Genomic DNA, 26,489 nt, shown 5'->3' on the forward strand with positions numbered 1-26,489 from the left:
TATGAAAAATAGGGACCGCCTCCGCTGTAATTACCGGAATCAGAAGCCGGCCAGCAAGCGGGTCAGAAATGAGATCCCCATACACAATGCAATGCCGGGAAGGGTGGAGATACATACGGCTGCCGCTGCCCATTTCCATCCCCTGGCCTCTCTGGCAATGGCTTTGCATGTGGTCAGGCAGGGCCAGTGAAACAGGGCAAATACCAGGGTACACATCGCAGTGGTCCAGGTCCATCCGTTGGATGTGAGCAGCTGGTGCAGAGGGAGCCCGCTGGTCATGGACACCAGGCTGTCCCCTTGCATGTATATCATGATCAGAAGGGGCAGGACCAGCTCGCTGGCAGGAAAACCCAGGATAAATGCGGCAAGGATGATGCCGTCCATTCCCAGAAGCCGGGCGGCAGGGTCCAGAACGCCGGTAAAAAAGGAGAGAAGACTGGGCCCGTTTACCCCCTGGGATGCAAAGGCCAGCGCAAACCCGTCAGACCCTGTGTAGATCACATTGGCCAGGAACCAGATAAGGATTCCGGCAGGAACAGAAGCCTTGACGGCGCGGGCCACCATGACCAGGGTCCTGTTCAGCAGGGAGCGCAGAGCGGAGGCCGTGATCCTCGGCTTCCTGTACGGCGGCATTTCCAGGACAAAAGCAGAGGGAAGTCCCTTTAATGCGGTACGGGATAAAAGCCAGGAAATTCCCAGGGCCATGTAGACTGCGGACAGCAGCAGGATGGCAAAAAACAGGGCGCAGGCCAGGGAGCCGGCCACAGAGTCAACCGGGGCTGAAGCAAAAAACAGGGGGATCAGGGCAATAAAAATGGGAAGCCGGCCGCAGCAGGGAACCATGGAACTGGTCAGCACGGCTGCCATGCGCTCCCTGGGAGAGCGGATCGCCCTGCAGCAGGCCACGCCCGCGGCGTTGCATCCCAGTCCCAGAGCCATGGAAAGGCAGTGTCCTCCGCAGGAACTGCATTTTTCCAATACAGGATCCATGACGCAGGCTGCCCTGGGCAGGAAGCCCAGGTCCTCCAGCAGGGTAAAGCAAAAGAAGAAGACGGTAAGCGGGGGAAACATCACGGCCACGGCCCAGGACATGGCCCTGAATCCCCCGTGGATCAGGCTTCCCGTGACCCATGGAGCTGTTCCCAGATAAGTCATGATCATGTCCAGGCGGTTTTCCAGCCGTGCCAGCGCATCCCACAGGATCCGCGATGGAAGGCCGGAGGCAGCCATGGTCAGCCTGAGCACCGCGGCCAGGGCCAGCAGCAGTATGACTTTTCCCAGAACCGGGCTGGTGAGCAGATGATCCGCTATGACCCTGCGTGCTCCGGAAGCAGCGGATATGACGGTAATACATTCGCGGGTCAGATTTTTAGGGGAAAAGTCCAGACAGTCATAGGAAAACATCTGACTGTTGGACGGCTTTGCCGCATAGTGGATGGCTGTCTTTATATCATCCAGGTGCCTTTGTTTTCTGGCGCAGCAGGGAATGACGGGGATTTGAAGCACATCCTCCAGAAGGTTAAAGTCAATGAGGATTCCCTGACGCAGGGCTTCATCACAAAAATTCACACACAGTACAATGGGGGTGTTGGTTTCTTCCTGAGCCGCCCGCTTCACAACCTGCTTGAGAAGATGGAGGCCCATCTCCAGCCGGGTGGCGTCAGCCACCACAGCGATCACATCAGGCCGTACCGGAAACAGGGGAACAGGGGTCTGTTTCCGGTACGGCGCAGGGAAGGCCTCCCTGGGAAGGGAATAGATGCCTGGAAGGTCCATGAGCAGGTAGGTGGTATCACAGTACCGGTAGGTTCCCCGGCCGGGTGTACCGTCATCCCCCCACCAGCCGCCGGTATAGCGGCATTTACCTGTAAGACCGTTAAATATCGTGCTTTTTCCCGCTTTGGGACTGCCTGTAAGAGCAATGACACTGCATCCATTTTCCATTGAATCACTCCATATATATAAAATCCGCCACAGAGGGCGGAGCAGTTCTTATAATTACATATGCCGCAGAAATACCTCTGTGCAAGGCCCGATACCGGGTTGCGCAAATAACCGTGAAAACTCCCCCGGTCCGGGGGCATTCATATCACATATGACAGGATGAATCCACTGCTTGACGGCAGAATCGATATCAACTATACTTATACGCAGTACTGGAGCGAGTTTGAACATCACTCTAATTCAAAAACAATCAGGAGATGAACGGTTATGGGATATCAGGACGATTATGTTATGAGAACGATCAGTGATCTGGTAAGGGCCATTGCAAGGCTGGTGCTGGGCAAGAACGATATTGATTATGAACTGCCGGAGGACGAGGAAAAGTATACCCCTCTGGACAGGACATACCGTCAGTTAAAGGATCTGGCGGATGCGGGTGACATTAACGAGGCTGAGAATTTTCTTTCCGACCAGCTGGACCCTCCGGACCTGGATTGTCTGGAGATGGCCCTTACTTTTTATATGTATCTGAACCAGTTTAATGATGACATCCTTTACCAGGCCAACTATTCCAGGGAAGAGATTGTGGATGGCATTAACAGCGTATGCGCGGAGTACGGTATTTCCGGCTTTGAGCATTTCGTAGATACGACCATGGTTTAGAAAGAGAGTGTTCATGGAGATAAAGAAGGAGTGCGCCCAGTTTCTGGGGGAGTACTATAAGGAACTGTTTTTTGGAAATGTGAACAAGCGCTACCGGGCCATGACCGGGGCGGAATTAAAGAAGCGCCTGCGCCGCCTGACAGAGGAGAACTTAAAGCCCGTTGAAAAGGCCAATGAGCTCAGTGATATCCATGCCATGCTGTCCAAAGTCTGTGCCTGTCTCATGCGCAAGGAGGGGAACCTGCCTCCGGGACCGGCGGTGGAGGAATGGGAAAAGAACTGCGCCTCCATGGGGGAGTTCTGCGAGGCGCTGGCAAGAAAGGATCTGGAATATCTGTCCGGCCTGTCACTGGAGGAACTGGAGCATGTGCTGAAGATGCAGGGCATCCGCCGCTATCTTCTGACCAATTCACTGGAACGGGCCTATCAGCTGTTCTATATACCCAAAACCATAAAAAAGGGAATACGGGAATCCGTGAACCAGAAGCCGGAGGAGGAATACCCCGGAGCCAGGGAGATGAAGCGAAGGTTTATCCTCCATGTGGGGCCTACCAACAGCGGTAAGACCCACGATGCCCTGGAGCGCCTGAAGGAGTGCGGCCATGGAGCGTATTTCGGTCCCTTAAGGCTTCTGGCTCTGGAGGTTTACGACAAGCTGAACGCAGAAGGACTGCCCTGTTCCATGATAACAGGGGAGGAGACCCTGGAGGTGCCCGGTTCGATCTGCCAGTCCTGTACCGTGGAAATGCTCAATGACCATGAATATTTTGACATTGTGGTGGTGGACGAGTGCCAGATGATCGCAGATCCATATAGGGGACATAACTGGACCAGGGCCGTGCTGGGACTTCGGGCTGATGAGATACATCTGTGCATGGCGCCGGAGGCGGAGGATATTGTGGTCCAGATGATCAAGCGGTGCGGTGATCAGTACCGGGTGGTGCGCCATAAGAGGAATACAAGGCTGACCATGGAGTCCAAACCATATAATCTGAAGAGGGACCTGAAAAAAGGAGATGCATTGATCGTATTTTCCAAGAAATCAGTGCTGGCCCTGGCAGCCCATCTGGAAAACGAAGGGATCCACTGCAGCGTTATATACGGAAGCCTTCCTCCTGCCACCAGAAGGGAACAGGTCCGCCGTTTCCTTGCAAAAGAGACAGAGGTTGTGGTCAGCACGGATGCCATTGGAATGGGGCTCAACCTTCCCATCCGCAGGATCGTGTTTGTGGAAACCAGGAAATTCGATGGCGTGAACAAGCGCACCCTGACTCCGGAGGAGATCAAGCAGATCGCGGGCAGGGCGGGCAGGTTCGGCCTGTATGATGAGGGATTTGTCTCGGCCATTGATGAGCCGGAGGTGATCCGGGACGGACTGTCCCGGCTGCCTATTCCCATTATGAAAGCGTATGTGGGATTCCCGGAACAGCTTTTAAACCTGCCTGCTGAGATTGATACCCTGGTAAAGATCTGGGCATCCATGGACACCCCATCTATCTATGAGAAGATGGAGGTGGATGAGCTGCTGGCATTGTATATGACGTTTGAACATGTGCACCAGAATGATATAGAGGATTTCACCAGACAGGAGATCTATAAACTGATCACCTGTTCCATTGATATAGATAATAAGATGGTCATGGATCTTTGGAAGGATTACTGCAGGGATTACAGGGAAATGGAAGAACTGGAATTCCCTTACAGTCCCGGGGATGACCTGTATGACCTGGAGAGCTATTATAAGATGCTGGATCTGTATTTCCAGTTTTCCAGAAAAGCGGGACTGCCTGTGCAGACCGAGAATCTGGCCGAGGAGCGGCGCCGGACAGAAGAAGAGATCAGCCGTATCCTGAAAACAGAATGTGCCAGCTATTCCCGCAAGTGTTCTGCCTGCGGAAAAGAGCTGTCATGGGATTACCCCTTCTCCGTATGTGAGAGATGTTTTGAGAGGGGTAAGATAAACCGCGCCCACAACCGCGGGGGGCGCCGGCACTCGCCGGGCACAGTGGGGCGTGTATGATAAAAGTGAGAGAGGCAAAGGAGGAAGAAAATGGAAAGTAAACGTATCATTCAGGTGGAGGACAAGGTGCCCATTAAACTGCTGGTCCCTCTGAGCATTCAGCACATGTTTGCCATGTTCGGAGCGTCCATCCTGGTGCCGTTCCTGTTTGGCATCAGCCCGGCAGTGGTGCTGTTTATGAACGGCATGGGAACTCTGCTGTTTATCTTTGTGACAAAGGGAAAGGCGCCTGCATATCTGGGATCCAGTTTTGCATTCCTGGCACCTGCGGGTGTGGTTATCAGCAGCTTCGGGGAGTCAGGATATGCTTATGCCCTGGGCGGTTTCGTGGTAGTGGGGTTTTGCGGATGTATCCTTGCGTTTATAGTGTATAAGTTCGGCACGGAGTGGATCGATGTAGTTCTGCCCCCGGCTGCCATGGGACCGGTTGTGGCCCTGATCGGACTTGAACTTTCCGGCAATGCGGCCCAGAATGCAGGCCTTTTGGACGAAGTCATGGATCCTAAAAAGATCATTGTGTTTATGATCACTTTGGGCACCGCGGTATTTGGTTCCATTTTGTTTAGGAAATTCTTTTCCGTTATTCCTATCCTGATCGCGGTCATAGCAGGGTATGTGGCGGCATTTGCATGCGGACTTCTGGATTTTACGGCGGTGGCAGCAGCTCCTGTATTTGCCCTTCCTAATTTTTCCAGACCCAAATTCAACCTGGATGCCATTATGACCATCCTTCCGGTGCTTTTGGTCATTACCTCAGAACACATTGGCCATCAGGTGGTGACCAGCAAGATCGTGGGCCGTGACCTGTTAAAGGATCCCGGGCTTCACCGTTCCCTGTTCGGAGACAACTTCTCCACCATGATCTCAGGCCTCATCGGTTCCGTTCCCACCACCACTTACGGTGAGAACATCGGTGTTATGGCCATTACCAGGGTATACAGCGTGCGCGTGATCGCCGGCGCGGCAGTGCTCTCCATTGTATGCTCCTTTATAGGAAAACTGTCCACCCTGATCAGTACCATTCCGGGACCTGTGATCGGAGGCATTTCCTTCCTTCTGTACGGTATGATCGGTACCTCGGGCCTGCGGATCCTGGTGGATTCCAGGGTGGATTACGGCAACTCCAGGAACCTGGCCCTGACCTCGGTCATCTTTGTCACCGGCCTTTCAGGAATTGCTGTAAAGATCGGCAATATCCAGCTCACCGGCATGGTACTGGCCTGTGTGGTGGGGATGATCTTAAGCCTGGTATTCTACCTTCTGGATTATTTCCACCTGACCAATGACCAGGAATGAAAAGTCATTGACATTTAGGGGAATTTCTGCAATAATAACTGATAAAGTAGAGTTTTAAACCGATGAAGCGGAGATCAAACCGTAAAGGGCATTCACAGAGAGCAGGGGATGGTGGGATCCCTGTAATAGGCCGGACGGCAAATGGACCGCTGAGGGAAAGGTGAAAGTCAGACCAGGAGCAGCCCCTGCGGCTGTCATGAACTGGGATCTGTATCAGTATCCGGACCGCAGGCCTGCGTTAAAGGCAGAATATGTGTTGGCATATTTGTTGAAGCGGTAAACAGATAAGGTGGTATTGCAGGTATTGTATATTCAGACCTGTCCTTTCTTGAAGGGCAGGTCTTTTTGTACATAAATATATCATCTGACCATACGGAAGGAGAGAGGTAATGTCCAAATCATTTTTAATGGGAAATGAAGCAATCGGCCTGGGAGCCATCAGAGCCGGCGTGCGGGTGGTTTCCGGATATCCCGGGACACCGTCCACAGAGGTCCTTGAGACAGTGGCAAAGCATAACCCGGGCGATATTTATGTGGAGTGGTCTGTAAATGAAAAAGCGGGAATGGAGGTGGCTGCCGCGGCTGCCTATACAGGGGCCAGAACCATGGTGACCATGAAGCAGGTAGGGTTAAACGTGGCCTCAGACCCCCTTATGAGTCTGGCCTATGTGGGAGTAAAGGGAGGCATGGTGGTGATGGTGGCGGATGATCCAGGTCCCATTTCCTCCCAGACAGAGCAGGATACACGCTGCTTCGGCCAGTTTTCCAAACTTCCGGTCTTTGATCCCAGTTCCCCGGAGGAGGCGTATGAGATGATCGGGGATGCCTTTGAGTATTCGGAAAAATACCACACGCCCGTGCTGTTCCGCCCCACCACAAGGATCTGCCATGGCTGTGCCAGTGTGGAGTTAAAAGAACGTGTCTGTCTTCCGGAACCCGAGGGTTTTGTGAAAGATTCCAATAAATGGGTGATCTTTCCACGCCTGTCCAACGCCAACCACAGGATGATAGAGGAGCGCAATCCTGTGATCGGCGAGGATTTCAGCTCTTATCGGTTCAATCTGCTGCACAGGGAGAATGAGGAATCGGGAAAGGGGATTATCACCCACGGCATCAACTATGAGTCTGTGATGGAAGCCCTGAACGGCTATCAGGGGGTCCGTGTCCTCAAGATCTCCACCCCCAACCCCATGCCGGAGAAGCTGATGCTGGAGTTTATGGACGGCCTTAAGGAGGTCATGGCAGTGGAGGAACTGGATCCTGTGCTGGAGCAGGAACTTCTGCTTCTGTGCGGAAAGCACCATCTGGATGTGAATGTCAGGGGGAAGCTGACAAGGGATGTCCAAAGCGCGGGTGAGAACAGTGTGGAATCTGTTAGAAATGTGCTGGAGGCATATTTGGGCCGTCCTTACATAGAATACCTGGAAAAAATCGGGGCGGCCCATCCGGTTTCCCCGCTCCCGGTTCCGCCTCTCCCCATCCGTCCTCCCGTGTTGTGTGCCGGATGTCCTCACAGGGCTTCCTTTTATGCAGTGAAGCGGGCCATGGAAAAGCTGAACCGGAATCTGGCTCAGGGCCAAAAGCCGGTGGAGGGGATCTACTGCGGCGATATCGGCTGCTATACCCTGGGGAATGCGAAGCCCTTGGATATGGTGGATACCTGTCTCTGTATGGGGGCTGGCATAACCATGGCCCAGGGTATGCAGAGAGTGGAGCCTGACAAGCGGTATTTTTCCTTTGTGGGAGATTCCACCTTTTTTGCCTCCGGCCTTACAGGCATTGTCAATGCGGTGTACAATGAAGCAAACCTGACCCTGTGCATTCTGGACAATTCCACCACGGCCATGACCGGGCACCAGCCCCATCCGGGCACCGGGCATACCATGATGGGACAGGTGGTGGATAAGATCGATATAACAAAGGTGCTGGAAGGCATCGGTGTCAGGAACATTGTGACAGTGGATGCACTGGATCTGGACCAGTGTGTGGACGCCGTACTGGAGATTTCAGCTAAAAAGGGAGTGGGTGCCGTGATATTTAAGGCGCCCTGCATTGCCGTTGTAAAAACCTCCAAAAAGTGCAGGATCGTGGAGGATAAGTGTGTGAACTGCCGGACCTGTATCAATGAGATCGGCTGCCCGGCCCTGGTCCTGGACGGGGATATGGTGAGGATCGATGCCGGACTCTGCAATGGATGCGGACTCTGCGGCCAGATCTGTACAGTGGAAGCCATAGAGCCTGTAGATGAAGGCTGCTAAGTGCTCATAACTAGGAGGATGGATATGACAAAGAATGTATTGTTATGCGGAGTGGGCGGTCAGGGAACAGTCCTTGCATCCCGCCTGATAGCCCTGGCAGCCATGGAAAAGGGAATGGAAGCCAGAGGCGCGGAGACCATTGGAATGGCTCAGAGAGGCGGAAGCGTGGTAAGCCATGTGCGCATTGGGGGAGAGATCTATTCACCCATGATTCCCCACAAAGGGGCGGATGTCATGATCGGATTTGAGCCTGCGGAGGCAGTACGCTGCCTTCCCTATCTGAAAAAGGGCGGATGCGTAGTGGTATCACCCGTTCCTATCCGGCCGGTGACCGCGTCCCTGACAGGAGGCGCCTACACAGGTGAGGAGATGATGGAATATCTGAAACAGACAGTGGATCATCTGGTAGTGGTGGATGGAACCTCCATCTGCAGCCGGTGCGGCTCAACCAAGGTTTTAAATGTGGCCCTTCTGGGCGCTGCCATTGCCAGCGGCCTTATAGGCATTTCCCTGGAAGAGATGGAGCAGGCCATCTTAAAGCGGGTGCCTGAGAAATTCAGAGACATGAACGTGACGGCATTAAAAATGGGCGCTGCCTCAGAGCATGTTTAGACTGTGTCTGAAAACAGCTTTCTGACACCCGGCGGGGTGGGCTGACCATTCCCGCCGGGCACACCCCAGCATATAACAGATGGAGGAAAAATCAATGAAGATGAAAGAATCACAGTTCCTTCTTATCAAGGAACAGCTTAAGAAACTGACCAGCAAAGAATGCTTTTACAAACAGAAACTGGAAGGCATCAATGTGGACCAGATCCAGTCGCAGGAGGATTTTGAGAAACTTCCGTTTACATGGAAGGGAGATCTGAGGGAAGCCTATCCTCTTGGGCTTATGGCTGCTCCTGAGGAAGAGATCGTGCGGATCCATTCCTCTTCAGGCACCACCGGAACACCGGTCATCATTCCCTATACCCAGCGGGATGTGGATGACTGGGCCCGGATGTTTGCCCGCTGTTACGAGATGGCGGGGATCACCAACATGGACAGGATCCAGATCACGCCGGGATATGGACTGTGGACTGCCGGAATCGGGTTCCAGCTGGGAGCCGAGCGCCTGGGAGCAATGACCGTGCCCATGGGACCGGGAAACACGGACAAACAGCTGCGCATGATGATGGATATGAAATCCACGGTCCTGTGCGCAACCTCATCTTACGCCCTGCTTCTTGCCGAGGAGATCGCCAAGAGAGGAATCGGGGAGAGGATCTGCCTGAAAAAGGGTGTGATCGGTTCCGAGCGCTGGGGCGAGAAAATGAGAAAAAGGATCGCCTCCGAGCTGGGAGTGGATCTCTACGATATCTACGGCCTGACCGAGGTCTATGGGCCTGGTATTGCCATCAACTGTCAGAAGCAGGGGGCCATGCATTATTGGGATGACTTTATATACATTGAAATTGTGGACCCCAAAACAGGCGAAGTCCTTCCTGACGGAGAGGTGGGAGAGATCGTGATCACCACCCTGAAAAAAGAGGGAGCGCCCCTGATCCGCTACCGCACCCATGACCTTTCCAGGATCGTGCCGGGAGATTGCCCCTGCGGTTCGCCGTATCCCAGGATCGATACCCTGATCGGACGCACGGATGATATGGTCAAGGTAAAGGGTGTGAACATTTTCCCCAGCCAGATCGAGGAACTGCTCAGCTCCATTGGCGGGGCATCCAGCGAGTACCAGGTCATGGTGGACCATCTCCTGGGCAAGGATGTGCTGACCCTGTTTGTGGAGACCAATCCCTCCATTAACCGGTATGCCCTTGAGATTGAGATACAGAACCAGTTTAAGAACAGGATCGGTCTGACACCGGTGGTAAAGCTGGTGGAACTGGGTGAACTTCCCAGAAGCGAGAAAAAATCCACCAGGGTGTTTGACAACAGGTATTAAAAGATCACATAAGAGCAGCCATCAGCCAGAGGAAGTGCCGGCAGGGCGGGACCGTCTATGAGGAAGGTTCCAGGGCCCGGACCAGCACTTCCTTTGCGTTTTCAGTGCGCAGAGCGATGAGGGTGCCGCGGATCAGATAGGCATTCATGGAATCCCTGCGGTTGCCCAGGATGCAGGTGACACGTTCCTTAAATGTAAAGCCAAGGGCGTCTAACTGTGAGGACATAAAGGAATCGCTGATGATCCAGACCACTTCGGCGGTATCTCCTGGATTTAATTCATTTAACGGATAGACCATAAATTTCACCGTTTCAGGTTCGTTATTATATTATATGCAGAGCGCTTATCCCGGGGGATGAAACGGGGGAGGGGGACGTGAGGAACACATTTGGTACAGGCCCATATAATAGAGTACAACCAAAATGAAAGGAGATATATAATATGAGTTGTAATAGTTGTGGTGGATACAGTGAGAACTTTGAGGAAGCTGTTTTCAGTGAAAATGAAAGATTTGCCAACAATGGCATCAATTACAGCAACAGCGGCTGCAATGCTGCGTCAGCATCAAACAGAGGGGGCAATAACTCCAGGCGCGGCTGCGACCTGTACTGGCAGGGATTTATGGCTGGTTTTTATTCCAACAACGGCTGCAATCAGTCGGCTGTGACCAGGACAGCCGCCCAGGCAGCTGAGCGCACAGCCGCTGCCGCCAGCAGATGTTCCTGCTGCTGCCAGTGCAATAATTGGAATTGCCGGTAATTCTGTCATAATCCTGTCTGTGTAAATAATTCTGATCCTTGGGGCTTTGGATATACCAGGGCTCTGGGGATAGGGGGATCTTAGACATGACAGAACCTTGGAGGTACTGGAATCTCAGACATGACAGAATTTTGGGGATACGGGGGCTTCGGAATGACCGGAGCCCCTCCTTTCAGTCCAAAAACACAGGAACCGGCTGATCCACGGCCATGGTGTCAGGCGTTATGATACAGTCATAGGCCAGCACATGGACCCCGCCGGAGGACGCCTCCCTCAGGGCTTCTCCAAAGGCGGGATGGGTTATATTGTTGGGCTTGAACCCTTTGATCCCCTTCATCTGGATCACAAAGAATACATAGGCGTCATACCCCTCCCTCACGGCCTGGGCAAGTCCGTGGAGATGTTTGATGCCCCGCAGTGTGGGGGCGTCAGGGAACATGGCCATACCATGGTCTTCCAGGGTCACTCCTTTTACCTCCATAAAGGCGGGAACCTGGCTTTTTCCGTCCATATGATCCAGGGTAAATGCCAGGTCAAAGCGGGAATCCCCGTGGGTCACCTCCCTGCGTATATTGTCAGGTGTCCGGACAGTATCACCCGGGTTCGCGCCCGGCTCGGGGAATGCCCGGCCCTTCATGGCTTCCAGCCATTCCCAGGCCGCCCTGTTGGGAGCCTGGGAGTCCATGTTGATCAGCACATTCCCTTTATATACCCCGATCAGGTCATACTCTGTTTTGCGCCCTGTAACACCTGCTTCCGGGTGATACTCCAGGATGACCGTAACGCCGGGAATCAGAAGCTCCCTGCACCGCCCGGTATTTTTAACATGGCATATAACCGTCCGGCCGTTTACATCCACATGTGCGATAAAACGGTTGGGGCGGCTTAGAAAGGTTCCGGTTACTGTATGTTTATAAGTCATTGATCGTTCCTCCTGCTGTAAAACATGACCAGTATAGCAGATTATTTTGCCACGGTAAAGCGCTGCCCATGATTTCAGTTGCGCCCAACCAGGAAATGTGTTAATATTTCAATAACGTAAGCCAGGATTCCCCTGCCTCCACAGGCAGAGCGCGGATCCAAACAATAAATCTGAACATAAATGTAAAAAGTGAGGACAAGAGTATGGGATTAACCTATCAGAGTACAAGGGGCGGTGAGACGGGCGTGTCAGCATCCATGGCCATTCTGCAGGGCCTGGCAAAGGACGGCGGCCTGTTCATGCCCACTGAGATACCAAAGCTGGATGTTCCAATGGAACGCCTTTCAGCCATGACCTACCAGGAAACCGCCTATGAGGTCATGAAGCTGTTCCTTACGGATTATACCCAGGAGGAATTAAAAAGCTGTATTGCCAGGGCGTATGACAGCAAGTTTGACACAGAGGAGATCGCCCCCCTGGCAAAGGCCGAGGGAGCATATTTCCTGGAACTGTACCATGGGTGCACCATTGCTTTTAAGGACATGGCTCTTTCCATTCTGCCCCATCTCATGACAACAGCGGCAAAGAAGAACCAGGTGGATAAGGAGATCGTGATCCTGACAGCCACCTCCGGCGATACGGGAAAGGCCGCCATGGCAGGGTTTGCGGATGTTCCTGGAACGCGTATCATTGTATTTTATCCCAAGGACGGGGTCAGCAAGGTGCAGGAACTCCAGATGCGTACCCAGAAGGGTGAGAATACAAGTGTTGTGGCAATCCATGGAAACTTTGACGATGCCCAGACCGGCGTTAAGAAGCTGTTTGGGGATAAGGAGCTTGAGGCGCAGCTGGCCGCAAAGGGATTTCAGTTCTCCTCAGCCAACTCCATCAATATCGGCAGGCTGGTTCCCCAGATCGTCTATTATGTATATGCATATGCCAAACTGCTGGCCAATGAGGAGATCAAGCAGGGCGAGGAGATCAATGTAGTGGTCCCCACAGGCAATTTCGGCAATATCCTGGCCGCCTATTTCGCTAAGCGCATGGGTCTTCCCATCAAGAACCTGATCTGCGCGTCCAATGACAATAAAGTGCTGTATGACTTCTTTACCACAGGAACCTATGACAGGAAGAGGGAGTTCATTCTCACCAATTCACCTTCCATGGATATCCTTATATCCAGCAATCTGGAGCGCCTTATCTATCTGAGCACCGGCTGTGACGGGGCTGCCAATGAGGCCCTTATGCAGGAGCTTTCTGCAAAGGGAAGCTACACCGTGACCCGGGATATGCGTGAGTTCATGTCTGATTTTAAGGGCGGTTACGCAACACAGGAGGAGAATGCGGCCGCCATCAAAAAGATGTTTGACCGCACAGGATACCTGATCGATACCCATACGGGCGTTGCCGCAGCTGTGTACGGCCAGTACAGGGCGGAGAGCGGTGACCATACAAAGACAGTGATCGCTTCCACGGCCAGCCCATATAAATTCTCCAACAGCGTGATGGAAGCCATTGCCGGACCTGACAGCGTGAGAGGCAGGGATGAGTTTGAGGTGGTGGATGCCCTCAGCAGCCTGTCCAAAGTCGCAGTTCCAAAGGCGGTGGAGGAGATCCGCAATGCTCCCATCCGCCACAATACAGAGTGTGATGTGGATAAAATGAAAGCAACGGTAAAAGATATACTTGAGTGTGTTTGACCATTCATTCACGCCGTATGCATGACCTGTAGTCAAAAACCTCTTCCTTTTTGTTCGCAACTGCGATATAATAAGCAAGATGGTTAATAAAATAACAAAGTTTATAAGGAGGGTATCATATGTTAGTTTCAGCAAAAGAGATGCTTGACAAGGCTAGGGAAGGCAAGTACGCAGTTGGACAGTTTAACATCAATAACCTTGAATGGACCAAGTCAGTGCTTCTGACAGCAGAAGAGCTGAAGTCCCCTGTGATCCTGGGAGTATCCGAGGGCGCAGGAAAGTATATGACAGGATTTAAGACAGTGGCAGCCATGGTTGAGGCCATGATGGAAGAACTGAACATCACGGTCCCTGTAGCGCTGCATTTGGATCACGGCTCATATGAGGGCTGCTATAAATGTATTAAAGCAGGATTCTCATCCATTATGTTTGACGGTTCCCATTATCCAATCGAGGAGAACATCGAGAAGACAAAGGAACTGGTAAAGATCGCCCATGCAATGGGTCTGTCCCTGGAGGCAGAGGTTGGCTCCATCGGCGGTGAGGAAGACGGCGTTGTAGGTCTGGGCGAGTGCGCGGATCCCAATGAGTGCAAAGCCATTGCTGACCTGGGAATCGACTTTTTAGCGGCAGGTATCGGCAACATCCATGGAAAATATCCTGCCAACTGGCCTGGACTGCGCTTCGATGTTCTGGAGAGCGTTAAGGAAAAGGTTGGGGATATGCCTCTGGTGCTCCACGGCGGAACAGGCATTCCTGAGGACATGATCAAGAAGGCCATCAGCCTTGGGGTAGCTAAGATCAATGTTAACACAGAGTGCCAGCTGACCTTTGCGGCAGCAACCAGGGAATACATTGAAGCAGGCAAGGATCAGCAGGGTAAAGGCTTTGACCCAAGAAAGCTTCTGGCTCCCGGCGCAGATGCCATCAAGGCAACTGTGAAAGAGAAGATGGAATTATTCGGTTCCGTGGGCAAGGCTTAATGGCACGGATCACGCCAGATATTAAGACAGCTTAATAAAGCTTATTAGAATAAAAAACATGATTTCCGAAAAAATCACTTGCAATTTTAAGTGAAATGGTTTATTTTAATAAAGAACAAAGGTGTTCTCTCTCAAAGGGGGAACACCTTTTTGTTATATATCCGCTAAAGCCTAATAGAATTACGTGATAAGGGTATATGACAATATCTGGATGATGGAAATGGATGAGGAAGATTAAAAAGAGAGGATGGATGAATCTATGAGCGAAGTATTGAATGTATCTGAGATGTTTGGTAAGAACGTATTCAATGATGCGGTGATGAAGGACCGTCTGCCCAAGAACGTGTACAAAAAACTGAAGAAGACCATCGAAGACGGCGCAGAGCTGGATCCCAGCATAGCTGACGTGGTGGCACACGCCATGAAGGATTGGGCGATTGAGAGGGGGGCAACCCATTACACCCATTGGTTCCAGCCTCTCACCGGCGTGACGGCTGAGAAGCATGATTCCTTTATCTCCGCCCCAAATGACGGAAAGGTGATCATGGAGTTCTCCGGCAAGGAGCTGATCAAGGGCGAGCCGGATGCTTCCTCCTTCCCCTCCGGCGGTCTGAGGGCTACCTTTGAGGCCAGAGGATATACGGTGTGGGACTGTAGCTCACCTGCATTCTTAAGGGAGGATGCCATTGGCGTGACCCTCTGTATCCCCACCTCCTTCTGTTCCTACAAGGGTGAATCCCTGGATAAAAAGACCCCGCTGCTGCGTTCCATGCAGGCAGTGAATGAACAGGCACTGAGGATCCTCAGGCTGTTTGGCAATACAACTGCAAAGAGGGTTGCGCCCTCCGTGGGAGCCGAGCAGGAATACTTCCTGGTTGACCGTGAAAAGTACTTACAGCGCAAGGATCTGATCTACACAGGACGCACCCTGTTCGGGGCAATGCCTCCCAAGGGACAGGAACTGGAGGATCATTACTTTGGGGCCATCCGGGAGAGGATCGGTTCCTATATGAACGATGTGAATAAAGAGCTGTGGAAGCTGGGGGTTCCTGCCAAGACACAGCACAATGAGGTGGCTCCGGCGCAGCATGAGCTGGCCCCCATATACGAGGGAGTGAACCAGGCGGTGGATCACAACCAGATCGTGATGGAAACACTGAAAAAGGTTGCAGGGCGCCATGGTATGGCATGCCTTCTCCACGAGAAGCCGTTTGCGGGCGTGAACGGTTCCGGCAAGCACAATAACTGGTCCCTCACCGCGGATGACGGCACCAACCTTTTAAATCCCGGGGATACGCCCCATGAGAATATCCAGTTTCTGCTGGTTCTGGCCTGCATCATCAAGGCTGTGGATGTCCATGCAGACCTTTTGAGGGAATCGGCAGCTGATGTGGGAAATGACCACAGGCTGGGAGCCAACGAGGCGCCGCCTGCCATTATCTCCATTTTCCTGGGAGAACAGCTGGAGGATGTGATCGATCAGCTGTGCAGCACAGGAGAGGCCACCCATTCCAAGAAGGGCGGCACCCTGAAGACAGGCGTTGATATCCTTCCCGACCTTGATAAGGATGCAACGGACAGGAACAGGACCTCACCTTTTGCATTTACAGGCAATAAGTTTGAGTTCCGTATGGTGGGCTCCTCGGATTCCATTGCTTCCCCCAATGCAGTGCTGAATACCATTGTGGCCGAGGCATTTAAGGAAGCGGCTGATAAGCTGGAAAAGGCCGGTGACTTTGACATGGCCGTACATGATTTGATCAAGGAAACACTGTCCGCTCACAGAAGGATCATTTTTAATGGGAATGGCTATGCTGATGAGTGGGTCGTGGAGGCGGAACAGAGAGGGCTTCCCAACATCCGGTCCATGGTTGATGCCATCCCCGCCCTGACTACGGATAAGGCGGTAAAGCTGTTTGAGGAGTTCTGCGTATTCACAAGGGCGGAGCTGGAATCCAGGGCTGAGGTTGAATATGAGAATTATTCCAAGGCCATTAATATTGAAGCAAGAACCATGTATGATATGGCCAGTAAGTCCATCATACCGGCTGTGATCAAGTATACCACCGGTCTGGCAGCATCTATCACAGCTGTTAAGAGCGCCTGCCCGGATGCGGATGTCAGCACGCAGACAGAGCTTTTGTTAGAGACATCAGACCTTTTAAGCGAGACCAAGACTGCCCTTTCCAGACTGGCAGAGATGACGGAAAAAGCAGCCGCAGCGGAAGGGGGCAAGACGCAGGCCCTTGTCTATCATCAGGATGTGGTTCCGGCCATGGCGGCCTTGAGGGCGCCTGTGGATCAGCTGGAGATGATCGTGGATAAAGAGCTGTGGCCCATGCCAAGCTACGGCGATCTGATTTTTGAAGTATAGTTATATTAAAAAAGTACAGATCGTAAGATCACAGCGTGCTGCAGGATGGCCGGAATCCGGTTTTCCTGCAGCATTTTTGTGCGTATATTTTCAAAAAGCAATTTTCAAACACACTCTAATCCGTCTTGCATTTTCCCAAGTATATGGTATAATGTTCATATATTTTTTAATAATTAATATTTTGAACATAAATAGAGCGGAAGCGAGGAATCAGAATATGGACAGACATGGACTTGTGTGCAGGGCGGTGCTGGAACAGCCGGATATTACACAGAGGGAACTGGCGGCAAAGCTGAATGTATCCCTGGGAACAGCAAACGGGCTTGTAAAGGAGTGCATGGGCAGGGGATATATTGCTGAGAGGACAGAGGGAGAGGACGGCTTTAGGTACGGCTCCAAGTGGGAGCTTAAGGAGGAGGGAAGACGCCTTCTGGAGCAATATAAGGTGGACGGCGCGCTGATCATAGCAGCAGGTTTTGGTTCCCGGTTCGTGCCGCTTACATTTGAGACGCCGAAAGGGCTTCTGGAAGTGTTTGGGGAACGCATGATCGAGCGGCAGATCCGCCAGCTTCATGAGGTTGGTATCAGAGACATTACCATTGCAGTGGGATATCTGAAGGAAAAGTTTGAATATCTCATTGACAAATATGACGTGGAGCTTTTGTACAATCCGGAATATTCCGGCAAGAACACCCTTGCCACTATTTACCGGGCCAGAAGGGTGCTGAAGGGGCGCAACATGTACGTGCTCTCATCTGATAACTGGATGAGGGAGAACATGTACCACGCCTACGAATGCGGCGCATGGTACAGTGCGGCGTTCCAAAAAGGGGAGACCAAGGAGTGGTGCCTTTCATTTAATAAAAAGGGAAGGATCACGGATGTAAAGGTAGGGGGACGGGACCAGTGGGTGATGTACGGGCCCACGTATTTTTCCAGGGAGTTTACAAGCCGGTTCATGCCGGTGCTGGAAGCCTATTATAAAACACCTGGAACGGAACAGTTTTACTGGGAGCAGGTCTATGTGGATATGCTCACCGGGGAGGCCAAAAGACGCCTGGAGCAGGAGGATCAGGAGATCCTGAAACAGGCGGTCAGGGAATCCGCCCTGCCGGCCGGCCATTGGAATGAGATAGAAATGGATGCGAACCGGCAGCCGGAGGACCAGGTCTATGAGTTTGAAAACCTGGAAGAGCTGAGGCTCTTTGATCCCAGGTATCAGAATCATTCCGACAATGCGGCCATGAAGCTGGTGGCAGAGGTATTTCAGGTGCCTGAGTCCCAGATCAGGGATATACGCTGCCTGAAATCGGGAATGACCAACAAATCCTTCCTGTTTAAAGTGGGAGAACGCCACTGTATCTGCCGGATACCGGGACCGGGCACGGAGCTTCTCATTAACAGAAGGCAGGAAAAACAGGTCTATGACGCGGTGGCGCCTCTGGGAGTTACGGAACATGTGATCTACATGAACGAGCGCACAGGATATAAGATCGCGGAGTACTATGAGGGGGCAAGAAATGCAGCGGCGGACAGCTGGTCCGATATGGAGCAGTGCATGGGAATTGTGCGGTGTCTCCACCAGTCCGGTATTGAGGTGGGACATGAATTTGATATCCGGGAGCGGATCGACTTTTACGAAAAGCTGTGCCGCAGCCACGGTGCGATCCTGTTTGAGGACTACGAGGAAGTGCGGGGCTGGATGGACTGGATCATGGACAGCCTGGAGGCCATGAAACGCACAAAATGCCTGTGCCACATTGACGCAAATGTGGATAACTTCCTGTTTTTAAAGGATGGCAGTGTAAAACTTCTGGATTGGGAGTACGCGGGCATGTGTGATCCCATTATGGATATTTCCATGAGCGCTATTTATTCCTATTATAATGGAGAGGACATGGAGCATCTGCTCAGGCTGTACCTTCAGAGGGAACCTGAACCTGAGGAGTTGTTTGCCGTTTACGGGTATGCTGCACTGGGAGGTTTTTTGTGGAGTCTGTGGGCTGTTTATAAGAGTGCGCTGGGAGATGAATTTGGCGAGTACACCATCATCATGTACCGGTACGCTAAAAAATATTATAGGAAATTACGGAAATTGTAATAAAAATGTTACCATTTGAATATGGGATTGTGCTATAATCGAAGAGATGTAAGAAGCTGGGGAATTCTGTGCCCCGGTTTGATATAAGAGTACCCTCGGAAACTCCCTTGTACCCGTCTTTGGGGCTGAGTTCCTGAGGACGCTCATAACGAGGAGGATGACACATGGGACGGAAAAGGTACTGGGCAGCTATCACCGCGGCCGGTATGATTGGGGCCATGGCATTGGGAAACGCATTCACAAGTTATGCGGCAGACGGCTGGACAAAGTCGAATGATCATTGGACCTATATATACAATGGCCAGGTACATACGGGGTGGCTCCAGACCAGTGAAGGATGGTACTATATGGACCTTTCCACTGGTCAGATGACAACGGGATTCAAGCAGATTGACGGCAAATGGTATTTCTTTAAGCCAAGCGGTCTTATGGCAACAGGATGGGTCAACCCTGAGGACGGCAAGTGGTATTACATGCTCGATGATGGGACCATGGTGACAGGATGGCTGAAGATTGGCGATGACTATTATTTCATGCGCGGCAACGGTACCATGGGTACGGGATGGCGCGAGATGGACGGCGCATGGTATTTCTTCCAGAGCAATGGAAAGTGCGTTGTGAATTCCTGGGCCCAGATCAAGGACAACTGGTACCTGTTCGGGACAGACGGCAAGATGATGACCGGATGGGCTAAGGTGGACAAGGATTATTTTTACCTGAACACAGACGGACGGATGCTGATCGGCTGGCTCAGCGACAGTGACGGCAACAAGTACTACATGGACATGTCAAACGGAAAGATGTCCACGGGCTGGAAGCAGATCGACAGCTCCTGGTACTATTTTAACAGCAACGGGCATATGATGACCGGCTGGATCCAGCTGGACGGAAAGTATTACTATCTGAACCCTGCCAATGAAGGGAAGATGATTGCAGGAACATCAGCAACCATCAACGGAACCCAGTATAACTTTGACTCAAGCGGTGTGTGCCAGAACGCAGGCGGTGTATCCGCCCAGACTCCTGGTACGGTTGACAACAGCAACAACAGCAATTCCGGCGTAAACGGCGGTCCGGGGGCGTCCAATAACTCCTCAGGCATCAGCAACAATGGACCTGGAGGCACCTCTTCAGGAAGCAGCGGTCCAACCAGCGGCAACAGCAGTAACACCAGCAACAGCCCTTCCGGCAGTTCTTCCAATAGCTTGGAGGCGGGACGGACAGACGGACCAGGCTGACGGACCATTCTGACAGGGAAACAGATCATAATATAGGGGGATGTCACAGCGGACGGCTGCACATCCCCTTTGATTTTGCATAAGGAGAACAGTATGAAAAATAAGCTGCACATGATAAAGCGCTGCCAGGCACTTGCAATGGCCGGGCTCATAGGGGCAGGCGCACTGCTGCCCTCAGGAACCGCATTGGCGATCGGACCCGGGGAGACATCCCCAACCGTAGTTTCATCCCCAGGACCGGGAGGGCCCGGGCAGGCAGCATCCGGAAGTACCACCAGCACCACCGGCAGCACCAATACCCAGTCCTCCTCCAGCACCAACCCCAATGCCTGGAAGAAGGTAAACGGAACCTATCAGATGCCGGACGGATCAGCGATCAACAATGTGCTGTTTAGGGGGATTGATGTTTCCAGATGGCAGGGAGATATTAACTGGAGCCAGGTGGCTGCGGATGACGTGTCATTCGTCATGCTGGGAACCAGGTCAAAGGGGGCAGTGGACCCGTATTTTCACAGGAATATCCAGCAGGCCAGCGCTGCCGGAGTGAAGGTGGGGGTATACATATACTCCCTTGCCACCACGCCTGAGATGGCGGTGGATGAGGCCAATTTTGTGCTGGACCTGATCCACGATTATCCGGTTTCCTATCCGGTGGCCTTTGACATGGAGGATTCAACCCAGGGCGCCCTTTCCAAGGATGAACTGGCGGCCATTGCCAATGCCTTCTGTTCCCGGATCTCCCAGGCAGGATACTATCCCGTCATCTATGCCAATGACAACTGGCTGGCCAACAAGCTGGACATGAGCAAGATGGATTATCCTGTATGGGTGGCCCGTTATTCCGCAAAACCGGCCTACCAGAATCCGGTGATGTGGCAGGCGACCAGCACGGGAGCGGTAAACGGCATCAGCGGGAATGTGGATATTGATTTCCAGTTTAAGGACTTTACCTCTGTGATCCCTGCCAATACGTGGAGGACGATCCAGGGAAATACCTACTATTACCAGAACTATGTGAAGCAGAAAAATGCATGGATCGATGACGGTACGGGCTGGTTCTACATGAACGGCGATGGGCTGGCATCCAAGGGCTGGCTCACACTTTCAGGGACAAGCTATTATCTGGACGACAGTACGGGCCGGATGATCACCGGCTGGAAGTCGGATAATGGAAAGTGGTACTATTTTGGCAGTTCAGGTTCCCTTTCCAAGGGCTGGATCAATGACGGCGGCCGGTGGTACTACTCAGACAACCAGGGCGTGATGCAGACCGGGTGGCTGGATGACAACGGCAGGAGGTATTTCCTGGAGAGTTCAGGCGCCATGGCCACGGGATGGACCAACCAGAACGGTAAATGGTACTATCTGGACAGTTCAGGTTCCCTTTCCAAGGGCTGGATCAGTGACGGCGGGACGTGGTATTACTCAGACAGCCAGGGTGTGATGCAGACCGGGTGGCTGGAGGAAGGCGGCAGTCAGTATTATCTGAAGGGTTCAGGCGCCATGGCCACAGGATGGCGTGAGATGGACGGGGCCTGGTATTACTTTGAGGGTTCAGGCCGCATGGCAAAAGGCATGATCGATGTGGGCGGGCTCCACTATTATATGGATCCCTCCACAGGCAGGATGGCGGCAAATACCGTGGTCGATATCAATGGAACCAATTATCAGGCAGACGGCAGCGGTGTTCTCAGCCAGGTCCAGGAAACATCAGGATCACAGGATGGCGGCGAGGTCCAGTCAGGAAGCACGCCGGGCAGCAGCCAGGGCCAGCCGGGAAGCACGCCGGATAGTGTACAAACCGGGAGTACGCCGGGCGGCAGCCAGACAGGAAGCACCCCGGGCAACAGTCAGGGACCGGGAAATTCCCAAAACAGCGGTTCTTCAGGCGGCCCAGGTGTGGTGATCACACCAGTGGCACCAGGCCAGTAGACCGCGGCCGGCAAATCAAGTCAGGAAACATCATACTGGAGTACGCTATACCAGATAGAAAACAGGGACGGGGTTTTGCCTTGCCTACATGTTCAGCGCCGGGATTACATACCCGGCGCTGATTTTTCATTATGGATGCATTTTCATATCCGGTCATATCATATATTGGATAGATAGAGGGTATCAGATGAAAGAAGGCATAGTGTGAAACTTGGAAATAAAATAAAGCTTTTGGCTGTAATCTGCATGGTGGACCTGTTCCTTCTGGGCGGGTTGTTCCGTGTTGTCTCAGACCCGCAGCCTGCCCACGTATCAACTGACGATGGAACCTGGGTGCAGGAGGGTGGGGACACATTGGACCGGGCCAAGGGGCTGGAGGGAAAGTGCATCGCCCTGACATTTGACGATGGACCCCACAAAGACTGCACGCCCCAGCTGCTGGATGGCCTGAAGAAACGCGGGGTACGGGCCACCTTTTTCCTCATGGGGCAGAACATAGAGGGAAATGAGGACCTGGTAAAGCGTATGAAGGAGGAGGGGCACCTGGTGGGTAACCACAGTTACAGCCACGTACAGCTTACCAAGGCCGGGTCGGCTGCAGTGTGCCAGGCAGTGGACAGGACCAGCAGGATGATAGAGGATATTACGGGGGAGCGGCCCCAGTATATGCGTCCTCCCTTTGGGGACTGGAATGAGGAACTGGAGTGCGAGGTGGGAATGACCACGGTGCTGTGGTCGGTGGATTCCCTGGATTGGAAGCTGAGGAACAAGAATAAGATCGTGAAGCGGGTCTTGAAAGATGTAGAGGATGGGGATATTATATTAATGCATGATATTTTCCCCACCTCAGTGGATGCGGCGCTGGAACTTGTTGACACACTTACCAAGCGGGGATATACTTTTGTTACGGTTGATGAACTGCTGATCGACTAGCACTGTACTGTGCAGACTCAGGTGCGGTGGGATAAGCGGATGCGGAAAAACACAGCAGAAGGGGCAGAATGATGGATCTATTTGATTATATGAGAGAAAACAGCATGGAAAAGGAGTCGCCTTTGGCGTCCAGACTGCGGCCGAGGACACTGGATGAGGTGGTGGGGCAGCAGCATATTGTGGGCAGGGATAAGCTGCTTTACCGGGCCATTCAGGCGGATAAACTGGGGTCGGTCATATTCTACGGACCTCCGGGAACCGGAAAGACGACCCTGGCCAAGGTGATCGCCAATACCACCAGTGCGGATTTTAAACAGATCAACGCCACGGTGGCAGGTAAAAAGGATATGGAGGAAGTGGTGAAGGAAGCCAAGGACAGTATGGGCATGTACGGCAGGAAGACCATATTGTTTGTGGATGAGATCCACCGCTTTAATAAAGGGCAGCAGGATTACCTCCTTCCTTTTGTGGAGGACGGGACCCTGATCCTGATTGGGGCAACCACGGAGAATCCGTATTTTGAGGTAAACGGTGCTCTCATATCCCGTTCCAGGATATTTGAGTTAAAGCCCCTGGAAAAGGACGATATCAAGGAACTGATCCACAGGGCTGTATATGACAGGGACAGGGGCATGGGCTCCTATGACGCCGTGATCGATGAGGATGCAGCGGATTTTCTGGCAGACACGGCCAATGGAGATGCCAGGGCAGCCTTGAACGCAGTGGAACTGGGAGTCCTGACCACCGGAAGGGGAGAGGACCAAAAGATACATATTGACCTGGCTGTTGCACAGGAGTGTATCCAGAAGCGGGTGGTCCGCTATGACAAGAATGGGGACAACCATTATGATACGATTTCCGCGTTTATCAAAAGCATGCGGGGCTCGGATCCGGATGCGGCGGTATATTACCTTGCCCGTATGCTGTATGCGGGGGAGGACATCAAGTTTATTGCAAGGCGTATTATGATATGCGCCTCGGAGGATGTGGGCAATGCGGATCCCCAGGCATTGGTGGTGGCGGTCAATGCGGCCATGGCAGTGGAGCGCATCGGCATGCCGGAGGCTCAGATCGTCCTGTCCCAGGCAGTGACCTATGTGGCTTCGGCTCCCAAGAGCAATGCTGCCTGCAATGCTGTATTTAAGGCCATGGAAGTTGTAAAGAGCCAGAGGACCATGCCGGTTCCCGTCCATTTACAGGACAAGCATTATAAGGGGGCGGAAAAGCTGGGCCATGGGGCAGGATACAAGTATGCACATGATTATCCCAAGCACTACGTGAAACAGCAGTACCTGCCCGATGGGCTGGAGGGGGAAGTGTTTTATGAGCCTTCCGACAATGGATATGAGAAGCAGATCGGACAGCATATGAAGTGGCTGAAAGAGTAGTTATGGAAATTTTTACTTTACATTCTTGTAGTTTCGTGTATATAATAGGGCTATACATAGATTAGCTGACAGTTTTCTCATGCTGTCAGCAGTCTGTTAGTCCCGAGCAATTCCCAAATCTGGAATAAACCCCGAATTTGAATGAACAGAAGATTATAGTTCTTGAGCATTTTTCAGATATGCTCTTGAATGTTAGGCATAAACCATCGGTCTGTTTTGGCGGATGATATGATTAATTTTGAATAAGGAGAGATACTATGCGGGAAAAACTACAGACCCTTCCTCTTGCAGAATTAAAAGAACTGGCAAGGAGCAGGGGAATCAAAGGCATCAGCAGCCTTCGCAAGGCGGAGATCATCGAACTGCTCTGTGCAGAGGCTGATAAAAACCCGGAGATCAAGCCGGCGGAGATGAAGAAAAAGGAAAGACGCCAGCCGCCGGCACAGGAGAGCGCATTGACAAGAAGCGCAGAACCCCAGAGCAGGCAGGAGAACGGTCCGTCCAGAAGCGCAGAACCCCAGAGCAGGCAGGAGAGCAGACAGGATAATACATCTTCCAGGAACACGGAATTTCAGGACAGGCAGGAAAACAGGGCTCAGGAATCCCAGGAGACCAGAAATCAGGAGTCCAGAAACCAGGAGTCCAGAAATCAGGATTCCAAAAATCAGGAGAACAGAAACCAGGAGTCCAGAAGCCAGGATCCCAGACGCAATATGAACCGGTCTTATGAAAATAACAAATACTCTTCCTCCAAACCCCAGATGTCCAGACAGCATACGGGCGGCGGACAGAACCAGGGGTCATACCAGCAGAACTCCGAAAGCGGGGAGCGGTCCTTCAGGCAGGATAACAGGACGGATGCGGCAGGCATGTCCAATCAGGACATGGCGGAACTGGACAGCGGGATCGAGGCCAACGGAATTCTGGAAGTCATGCCGGATGGATTTGGGTTTATACGCTGTGAGAATTTTCTTCCAGGTGAGAACGATGTGTACGTGGCACCGTCACAGATCCGCCGTTTTAACCTGAAAACAGGCGATATCATTGCAGGCAACAGGAGAGTGAAATCTGCAACAGAAAAATTTGCAGCCCTTCTTTATATCAAGACAGTGAACGGCTATCCTCTCAGCGCCACTGAGACCAGGCCTAATTTTGAAGACCTGACCCCTATTTTCCCCAACAAGCGTCTGCACATGGAGATGCCTGGAATCAAGACATCCGTGGCCATGAGGGTGGTGGATCTGCTTTCACCCATCGGTAAGGGACAGCGAGGCATGATCGTATCCCCGCCCAAGGCAGGTAAGACCACGCTTTTAAAGCAGGTGGCAAAGGCGATTACCACCAATCACCCGGACATGCATCTGATGATCCTGCTCATCGATGAGCGCCCTGAGGAAGTGACGGATATCAGGGAAGCGATCGTTGGGCCCAATGTGGAGGTGATCTACTCCACCTTTGATGAACTTCCGGACCGCCACAAAAGGGTGTCCGAGATGGTAATAGAGAGAGCTAAAAGGCTGGTGGAGCATGGACGTGACGTGATCATTCTTTTGGACAGCATAACCCGTCTTGCCAGGGCATACAACCTGACCGTTGCGCCCAGTGGACGTACGCTTTCCGGCGGTCTGGACCCGGCGGCCCTTCACATGCCGAAACGATTCTTCGGCGCTGCCCGCAACATGCGCGAGGGAGGAAGCCTGACCGTGCTGGCAACCGCGCTGGTGGACACGGGAAGCCGTATGGATGATGTTGTGTATGAGGAATTTAAGGGAACCGGCAACATGGAGCTGGTTCTGGACAGGAAGCTGTCCGAGAAGCGTATTTTCCCCGCCATTGATATCCTTAAGTCAGGCACAAGAAGGGATGACCTTCTGCTGTCCAGGGAGGAAGCCGAGGCAGTGGATATTATTCACAAAGCCACGAACTCCCTGAAGCCTGAGGATGCGGTGGAAAAGGTACTGGATCTGTTCGCAAGAACCAGGAACAACAGGGAGTTTGTGGAAAACGCAAAGAGAATCAGATTTTATTAATGGGGAACA

19 protein-coding genes are annotated in these 26,489 nt (G+C 52.4%); 16 read left to right on the top strand and 3 right to left on the bottom strand.

Annotation, left to right across the window (positions count from 1 at the left end; all coding sequences use genetic code 11):
- Positions 1-39 precede the first annotated feature (39 nt).
- On the bottom strand, positions 40-1,944 hold the full coding sequence (locus tag HMPREF9469_RS20195) for a FeoB small GTPase domain-containing protein (protein WP_007865989.1): 1,905 nt from the start codon (positions 1,942-1,944) through the stop codon (positions 40-42).
- 267 nt (positions 1,945-2,211) lie between these two features.
- Between HMPREF9469_RS20195 and HMPREF9469_RS20200 the strand changes: the two genes are divergently transcribed.
- The 6 genes from HMPREF9469_RS20200 to HMPREF9469_RS20225 all read left to right on the top strand — a co-directional run bounded on the left by HMPREF9469_RS20200 (position 2,212) and on the right by HMPREF9469_RS20225 (position 10,120).
- The gene (locus HMPREF9469_RS20200; RefSeq protein WP_007865991.1) at positions 2,212-2,607 is read left to right on the top strand and encodes a DUF6483 family protein; all 396 of its coding nucleotides are present in this window, start codon (positions 2,212-2,214) and stop codon (positions 2,605-2,607) included.
- A gap of 13 nt (positions 2,608-2,620) precedes the next feature.
- Positions 2,621-4,627: a helicase-related protein gene (locus tag HMPREF9469_RS20205; RefSeq protein WP_007865993.1), complete on the top strand. Its 2,007-nt coding sequence runs from the start codon at positions 2,621-2,623 to the stop codon at positions 4,625-4,627.
- Between the two features lie 30 nt (positions 4,628-4,657).
- Positions 4,658-5,923, top strand: coding sequence for a uracil permease (gene uraA, locus HMPREF9469_RS20210; protein ID WP_007865995.1), 1,266 nt, complete (start codon positions 4,658-4,660; stop codon positions 5,921-5,923).
- A 389-nt stretch (positions 5,924-6,312) separates the two neighbouring features.
- Positions 6,313-8,181 carry an indolepyruvate ferredoxin oxidoreductase subunit alpha gene (gene iorA / locus HMPREF9469_RS20215; protein ID WP_007865999.1) on the top strand — a complete coding sequence of 623 codons (1,869 nt, stop codon included), beginning with the start codon at positions 6,313-6,315 and terminating at the stop codon, positions 8,179-8,181.
- A gap of 24 nt (positions 8,182-8,205) precedes the next feature.
- On the top strand, positions 8,206-8,793 hold the full coding sequence (locus HMPREF9469_RS20220) for an indolepyruvate oxidoreductase subunit beta (RefSeq protein ID WP_007866001.1): 588 nt from the start codon (positions 8,206-8,208) through the stop codon (positions 8,791-8,793).
- A 94-nt stretch (positions 8,794-8,887) separates the two neighbouring features.
- A complete protein-coding gene (locus HMPREF9469_RS20225; RefSeq protein ID WP_007866003.1) occupies positions 8,888-10,120 on the top strand; it encodes a phenylacetate--CoA ligase family protein in 1,233 nt (410 codons plus the stop codon).
- A gap of 55 nt (positions 10,121-10,175) precedes the next feature.
- Here HMPREF9469_RS20225 and HMPREF9469_RS20230 read toward each other — a convergent pair whose 3' ends face one another.
- Complete coding sequence (locus tag HMPREF9469_RS20230; RefSeq protein ID WP_040416901.1) at positions 10,176-10,418, bottom strand: FeoA family protein; 243 nt, start codon at positions 10,416-10,418, stop codon at positions 10,176-10,178.
- Positions 10,419-10,561: 143 nt separating this feature from the next.
- Between HMPREF9469_RS20230 and HMPREF9469_RS20235 the strand changes: the two genes are divergently transcribed.
- On the top strand, positions 10,562-10,879 hold the full coding sequence (locus HMPREF9469_RS20235; RefSeq protein ID WP_007866008.1) for a hypothetical protein: 318 nt from the start codon (positions 10,562-10,564) through the stop codon (positions 10,877-10,879).
- Positions 10,880-11,051: 172 nt separating this feature from the next.
- Here the strand turns inward: HMPREF9469_RS20235 and sfsA are convergent, their stop codons facing one another.
- Positions 11,052-11,801, bottom strand: a complete 750-nt coding sequence (gene sfsA / locus HMPREF9469_RS20240) for a DNA/RNA nuclease SfsA (protein WP_007866010.1) — start codon at positions 11,799-11,801, stop codon at positions 11,052-11,054.
- A gap of 203 nt (positions 11,802-12,004) precedes the next feature.
- Between sfsA and thrC the strand changes: the two genes are divergently transcribed.
- The 9 genes from thrC to rho all read left to right on the top strand — a co-directional run bounded on the left by thrC (position 12,005) and on the right by rho (position 26,480).
- The gene (gene thrC / locus HMPREF9469_RS20245; protein ID WP_007866012.1) at positions 12,005-13,501 is read left to right on the top strand and encodes a threonine synthase; all 1,497 of its coding nucleotides are present in this window, start codon (positions 12,005-12,007) and stop codon (positions 13,499-13,501) included.
- Between the two features lie 119 nt (positions 13,502-13,620).
- A complete protein-coding gene (gene fba / locus HMPREF9469_RS20250) occupies positions 13,621-14,484 on the top strand; it encodes a class II fructose-1,6-bisphosphate aldolase (protein ID WP_007866016.1) in 864 nt (287 codons plus the stop codon).
- A gap of 259 nt (positions 14,485-14,743) precedes the next feature.
- Positions 14,744-16,858 (top strand): glutamine synthetase III family protein, encoded by a 2,115-nt coding sequence (locus HMPREF9469_RS20255; RefSeq protein ID WP_007866023.1) that lies wholly within the window; start codon positions 14,744-14,746, stop codon positions 16,856-16,858.
- Between the two features lie 217 nt (positions 16,859-17,075).
- Positions 17,076-18,959: a sugar phosphate nucleotidyltransferase gene (locus HMPREF9469_RS20260; protein WP_007866025.1), complete on the top strand. Its 1,884-nt coding sequence runs from the start codon at positions 17,076-17,078 to the stop codon at positions 18,957-18,959.
- A 164-nt stretch (positions 18,960-19,123) separates the two neighbouring features.
- On the top strand, positions 19,124-20,197 hold the full coding sequence (locus HMPREF9469_RS20265) for a PspC-like choline-binding domain-containing protein (RefSeq protein ID WP_007866027.1): 1,074 nt from the start codon (positions 19,124-19,126) through the stop codon (positions 20,195-20,197).
- Positions 20,198-20,290: 93 nt separating this feature from the next.
- The gene (locus HMPREF9469_RS20270) at positions 20,291-22,129 is read left to right on the top strand and encodes a GH25 family lysozyme (protein WP_007866028.1); all 1,839 of its coding nucleotides are present in this window, start codon (positions 20,291-20,293) and stop codon (positions 22,127-22,129) included.
- Between the two features lie 204 nt (positions 22,130-22,333).
- Positions 22,334-23,062, top strand: a complete 729-nt coding sequence (locus tag HMPREF9469_RS20275; protein ID WP_007866029.1) for a polysaccharide deacetylase family protein — start codon at positions 22,334-22,336, stop codon at positions 23,060-23,062.
- A 71-nt stretch (positions 23,063-23,133) separates the two neighbouring features.
- Positions 23,134-24,450 carry a replication-associated recombination protein A gene (locus HMPREF9469_RS20280; RefSeq protein WP_040416978.1) on the top strand — a complete coding sequence of 439 codons (1,317 nt, stop codon included), beginning with the start codon at positions 23,134-23,136 and terminating at the stop codon, positions 24,448-24,450.
- 257 nt (positions 24,451-24,707) lie between these two features.
- Positions 24,708-26,480 carry a transcription termination factor Rho gene (gene rho, locus HMPREF9469_RS20285; protein ID WP_007866034.1) on the top strand — a complete coding sequence of 591 codons (1,773 nt, stop codon included), beginning with the start codon at positions 24,708-24,710 and terminating at the stop codon, positions 26,478-26,480.
- Positions 26,481-26,489: the final 9 nt, after the last annotated feature.

Origin of the sequence: [Clostridium] citroniae WAL-17108 (assembly GCF_000233455.1) — a bacterium.
Taxonomy (GTDB): Bacteria; Bacillota; Clostridia; order Lachnospirales; family Lachnospiraceae; genus Enterocloster; species Enterocloster citroniae.